At 63.3% G+C, this 4,770-nt stretch carries 7 protein-coding genes and 1 riboswitch; of the genes, 1 reads left to right on the plus strand and 6 read right to left on the minus strand.

Annotated features, from left to right (window positions below; genetic code table 11):
- Positions 1-154: 154 nt before the first annotated feature.
- The 4 genes from JMA46_RS16535 to thiO all read right to left on the minus strand — a co-directional run bounded on the left by JMA46_RS16535 (position 155) and on the right by thiO (position 2,945).
- Complete coding sequence (locus JMA46_RS16535) at positions 155-475, minus strand: 4a-hydroxytetrahydrobiopterin dehydratase (protein WP_207346446.1); 321 nt, start codon at positions 473-475, stop codon at positions 155-157.
- 50 nt (positions 476-525) lie between these two features.
- On the minus strand, positions 526-1,371 hold the full coding sequence (locus JMA46_RS16540; protein ID WP_207346447.1) for a thiazole synthase: 846 nt from the start codon (positions 1,369-1,371) through the stop codon (positions 526-528).
- 47 nt (positions 1,372-1,418) lie between these two features.
- Entirely contained in the window at positions 1,419-1,658 is a 240-nt protein-coding gene (gene thiS, locus JMA46_RS16545; RefSeq protein WP_207346448.1) for a sulfur carrier protein ThiS, read from the minus strand.
- Between the two features lie 9 nt (positions 1,659-1,667).
- Entirely contained in the window at positions 1,668-2,945 is a 1,278-nt protein-coding gene (gene thiO / locus JMA46_RS16550; RefSeq protein ID WP_207346449.1) for a glycine oxidase ThiO, read from the minus strand.
- A riboswitch (TPP riboswitch) is annotated at positions 2,940-3,064 on the minus strand. Its footprint overlaps the gene before it by 6 nt.
- 14 nt (positions 3,065-3,078) lie before the next feature.
- On the opposite strand from thiO, the gene thiE reads away from it, so the two are divergent.
- On the plus strand, positions 3,079-3,759 hold the full coding sequence (gene thiE, locus JMA46_RS16555; protein ID WP_207346450.1) for a thiamine phosphate synthase: 681 nt from the start codon (positions 3,079-3,081) through the stop codon (positions 3,757-3,759).
- Between the two features lie 13 nt (positions 3,760-3,772).
- On the opposite strand, the gene JMA46_RS16560 is transcribed toward thiE, so the two are convergent.
- Positions 3,773-4,378: a TetR-like C-terminal domain-containing protein gene (locus JMA46_RS16560; RefSeq protein ID WP_247647392.1), complete on the minus strand. Its 606-nt coding sequence runs from the start codon at positions 4,376-4,378 to the stop codon at positions 3,773-3,775.
- 26 nt (positions 4,379-4,404) lie between these two features.
- Positions 4,405-4,560 (minus strand): hypothetical protein, encoded by a 156-nt coding sequence (locus tag JMA46_RS17365; RefSeq protein ID WP_247647393.1) that lies wholly within the window; start codon positions 4,558-4,560, stop codon positions 4,405-4,407.
- Between the last annotated feature and the right edge of the window lie 210 nt (positions 4,561-4,770).

Genomic DNA, 4,770 nt, shown 5'->3' on the forward strand with positions numbered 1-4,770 from the left:
ACCCCGAAAGATTCCGCCGGCCACCCACCACACCAGCCCCCGCCAAACACGTCGGCATCAACCTACCCAAACCACAAACACCACAAAAACTAGCCAAGTGACTCAACACAGCTTGACAATTTTCGGAAGGTGCTTTTATGCGCCGAACCTGCGGTTATCCATGCGCCGCGACGGCGCCAGCCTCCTGTGCTGCAGCTGAAATCCTGCGCGCCAATGCGATGTCACGGGCGGTGACCTGCCCTCCGGCGTCGTGTGAGCTCGTCGCAATGATCAAGGTGTCATAGCGCCAGTCCACGTCGGGGTGGTGGTTCGCCTGCTGGGCCAACTCCCCAATGGCGGCGAACAGCGCCAAGGCAGCGGCCGACGTCGGACATTTCAGTTCCGTGCGCAGCTCACCTGCGTAGCGCCACAGCGGCAGGGTGGCCAGTTCAGCGTCGATCTTGCTACGGGTTAGTACATCATCGGGAACAGCCATGGCAGGCTCCTTCGCCCAGTCCTTGCAGCCGTGCCTGCACGGCCACCTGTTTATACGTCGGGGCGTCCCTCCATGGCCGAGGACGCCAGTGCATGCTGGCGCTTGGGAATGCGTCCGCCCTGTGCTGCCAGTCTGCCACCAATGACTGCGTGTTTAAAGGCCTTCGCCATGAGCACTGGATTCTGGGCGCGCGTCACGGCGGTGGCGAGCAGTACCGCGTCACAGCCAAGTTCCATGGCCAGGGCGGCGTCGGATGCCGTGCCGATTCCGGCGTCAAGAACTACGGGAATACTGGCGCGTGCAACGATCAGTTCAATGTTGTGCGGGTTCAAGATGCCCAGCCCGGTGCCGATGGGCGCACCGAGTGGCATGACGGCAGCTGCTCCGAGATGTTCGAGGCGCAGGGCCAGGACGGGATCGTCGTTGGTGTAGGCGAACACCTTGAATCCGCGGTTCACCAACTGTTCGGTGGCCTCCACAAGTTCCAGCGCATCCGGGAGAAGCGTGTGCTCGTCGGCGATGACTTCCAGTTTCACCCAGTCCGTTTCCAGCGCCTCACGTGCCAGCTCGGCCGTCATGACGGCTTCGCGTGCCGTGAAGCAGCCAGCTGTGTTGGGCAGGACCTTGATGTTGTTTTCAAGCAGCAGCGCAAACAGGTTCGTGTCGGCGCTGCCCGCCCCGTCCACGGAGTAGCGGCGCATGGCCACCGTGGTCAGCTCGGTGCCCGAGGCGATGAGTGCCGCGCCCAGCCCGGCCAGGCTTGGTGCCCCACCGGTTCCCATGATGAGGCGCGAGCCCAACGCGACGCCGTCAATGACAAGCGCATCATTGACCAGCGCGTCGTGGCTCACCGCGTCGTTGACCGGTGCGTCGTTGCGGACAAGGGATTCAGTCATGGCATTTCACTTTCGGCAGGTGGTGGGTGGAGGTTTGGGGCATGGGGTCAGCCGCCTTGGACGGCTGTGACGATTTCAAGGTCGTCGTTGTGTTCAAGAGCCGTTGCCGACCATTGGCTGCGCGGCACAATGCCCGCATTGCGGGCCACCGCCACACCGAGTCGGCCACCGTCGGCCGCTTGGCCGGAGGGCAGCAGCGCCCGGCCGGTCATGGCTGAAACAAGCTGCGCCACGGTGGTGCCGGCGTCGTAGTGGTGGGGTGCTCCATTGAGTTGGATGGTACTCATGGTGTCTCCTTAGCTGTTCTGATTGCTGTTCTGATTGCTGAGCTTGTTGGTGCTGGCGGCAGCCTTGAGTTTCGGCGAAAATCTGTCCGGGCGGAAGGGCAGCCATGCCAGATCCGTGATATTTCCCAGCAACTGCCGGACAATCAGGGCCGCGATGGGCGTGAGCAGCACGCCATGGCGGAAGAAGCCGGTGGCGATGATGAGCCCGGCAATGTCCTTGCCGTCCACACCTGCCACGCGTCCCAGCAGCGGGGCGTTATCGGGGGTGCCGGGTCTGGCGCGGGCGGTCATTTCAAGAAGTTCCAGTTCGGCGACGGCAGGCATGAGGACTTGGGCATCACGCAGCAGCTGGTGGACTCCCCCGGCACTGACCGCCGCCGATCCGTCTTCGCGGCTGCTGGCGCCAATCACCACTGTGCCGTCCCCGCGCGGCACAATGTAGACGGGCAATCCGCGCACCAGGCCGCGAATGGTGGCTGTGGTCAGCGGACGCAGGTGTGCAGGCACGTTCAGGCGAAGAATGTCGCCATGGACGGCCCGCACCGGGAGCGAAAGTCCAACCGGCAATCCGGCCAACTTCGGTGCCCCGAGCCCGTTGGCCACAATGACTTCACGGGCATGGATTTCGGCGCCGTCGGCGAGCAGCACCCCAGTCACGGCCGACTGAGTATCGCCCGGATCCGCATGCAGCAAGCTTGTGGCCGCCTGGGCGATGAAAGTTTGTTCCGGATCGACCCTGCCATGTTCGACGGCGGTTCGCAGGAGTTGAGTGCGCAGGGCCTCTGCCATGGCCCGCGGGTCCACCTGATGGTCCGCTTCCACCTTGTAGGCGCAGGAAATGTGCGGGCCCACCATGGGTTCAGCGGCGCGAGCTTCCCGGATGGTTAGCTGCGTGACTTCCAGGCCGTGCTGCAACTGGACGTCGCGCAGGTCCGCCAATGCCTTCCTGTCAGCTGGGTCTGCGCCGAGGACAAGAGTTGGGGACGTGTTGAAGCCGGTCTGTGCAGCTGCCGGCAGTGAGTCCACGAATTCCGGCCAGCGGGCTGCCGAGGCGAGCGTCAGCTCCAGCAGCGTATCTTCCTGATAATGGAGTTCACTGACGGGGGCTAGCATTCCGGCGGCAGCGAACGTGGCACCAGTGGCAGGTGCCGGGTCAATGACCGTGACGCTGCGCCCGGAACGTTGGGCTTCCCAGGCGATGCCAAGGCCCACGATTCCACCGCCAATGACGGCCACGTCGGCACTGGTTGCTTCAGTGCTCGAAAATTCCGGCACGGTGCGCGCCATCAAGGTCTCCTTCCCTACGCCGGTATGAGCCGGATCAGGTTCCACGTCCGCTGGACGTCTTTCGGTCGGCACATGTCGGTGCCCTCTCAGCCAGCTTCACTGGCTCCCGCGGTACTGCACTAGTCTATGAGACATGAGCACAACTTCTGCCATCCATGACAAATCATCCGCAATAGCCACCCCCAGCCTCGACACAGCCAGGCTGTATTTGTGCACCGACGCACGGGAAAAGCAGGGGGATTTCGCCGATTTTCTGCGTGCCGCCTACGCCGGCGGGGTGGACATCATCCAGCTCCGCGACAAGTCGCTGGAGGCTGCGCAGGAGCTTGAACTGCTGGCCGTGCTGAAGTCCGTGGCGCAGGAATGCGGCAAGTTGTGGGCAGTCAATGACCGGGCCGACGTCGTCATGCTCAGCGGCGCACCCGTGTTCCATGTGGGCCAAAAGGACCTGCCGCTGCCTGCTGCGCGCTCCCTTGTGGGTTCCGGAACGCGCATGGGCTTGTCCTGCCACGACCCGGCCCAGGTGTCTGCTGCCGCTGCCAATCCCAACGCCGACTACTTCTGCGTCGGGCCGGTGTGGGCCACCCCCACCAAGCCGGGCCGGACCGCCGTCGGGCTATCCCTCGTGGAACACGCCGCCTCGCTAAACACTGCGAAGCCGTGGTTCGCCATCGGCGGGGTGGAGCTCTCCAACGTCGATCAGCTGGTAGCGGCCGGGGCCTCGCGCATTGTTGTGGTCAGGGCCATCACTGAGGCCCAAGATCCGGCGGCGGCCGCTGCGGAACTGCTCTCCCACCTGCCTGCGCTGGGGTAGCCTCTGGGCCGGCTCATCGTCTGGTGCCAGCGCGTCCGAGGCTAGAACTTTTCGAATGGTGCGTGCCCGCGACTTGCAATCCAAGAATCTTCGCCAGGGAATCCAAGTGGAGTTCAAAGAGAGCGCCCGGGTCTGCGAAGGTGGATGCCCCGTACTGGCCAAAGACTTCAAAATTTACGGTGCCAAACAGTGCTGCCAATACCAAGATTCCGCGCGCCAGAACATCGTCCGGAACCTCCAACCCCAGTTCCGCGCGGACTGCTGCAAAGTTGACTGAGGGCTTTCGGACCAGAGCTGGGGCTGGTTTCCGTGCCGTGGCTGAGCCCGCCGCCTCGTCCTGCATGAGGTCCTCTATCGCCCCGGTCTGATAGGCCTCTTTGATGAGGCGAACCAGCCGAAGCACAGCCCGCGTGCCCGGTGCGGTGGTCTCCGCGGCCGAAGCCTCGTATCCTGGCACGGACGCGCCAAAAAGCAAGCCGTAACGCGCGGGCTCTGCCAGCGCCCACTCCCGCACCCCGTGCCCCAGCGGGCGCAACTGCGCTAAAAAGTCGTCGTGCCCGGCCTCGTCCACAGCGTCACCCAATGCGTTGTAGCCATCCACCAACAGCAGTGTCAGCAACCTATTGAATCGTCCCGGTTCTTGACCTATCGGTAGACGGCCGAGGACACCACCCCCAGCTCACGTGCCACGGCCCTCAACGACAGGCCCGCAGCACCGTGCACGGCCAGATGCACACGTCCAATGCTGAGGATTTCCGCCATGGTCTGCTCGCGGGCGCGCTCCCTGGGTGTCTTTTTCATGGCCCTATAATTCAGTGCAAGCAAGACCGCCCTCAACTTAAGTGAGCACTGCTCTTGAGTTTTTCAGAATCAAGCGTACACACCTGACACGAAAGTAGGTTAGTCAGGCTGCGGTGTCGGTTGCGTTTTGTGTCGGGGTGAGTGTGACGTTGTAGCCGAGTTCGTGGAGTCGTTTGATGGCGTTGTTTTTGGCCTTGATGGGGTTTTGCT

Origin of the sequence: Arthrobacter sp. E3, assembly GCF_017353415.1 — a bacterium.
Taxonomy (GTDB): Bacteria; Actinomycetota; Actinomycetes; order Actinomycetales; family Micrococcaceae; genus Specibacter.

Coding starts and splice junctions, on each gene's coding strand:
- thiS (WP_207346448.1), bottom strand. CDS start 1,658: ATGAGTACCATCCAACTCAATGGAGCACCCCACCACTACGACGCCGGC.
- JMA46_RS16535 (WP_207346446.1), bottom strand. CDS start 475: ATGGCTGTTCCCGATGATGTACTAACCCGTAGCAAGATCGACGCTGAA.
- JMA46_RS17365 (WP_247647393.1), bottom strand. CDS start 4,560: ATGAAAAAGACACCCAGGGAGCGCGCCCGCGAGCAGACCATGGCGGAA.
- thiE (WP_207346450.1), top strand. CDS start 3,079: ATGAGCACAACTTCTGCCATCCATGACAAATCATCCGCAATAGCCACC.
- thiO (WP_207346449.1), bottom strand. CDS start 2,945: ATGGCGCGCACCGTGCCGGAATTTTCGAGCACTGAAGCAACCAGTGCC.
- JMA46_RS16540 (WP_207346447.1), bottom strand. CDS start 1,371: ATGACTGAATCCCTTGTCCGCAACGACGCACCGGTCAACGACGCGGTG.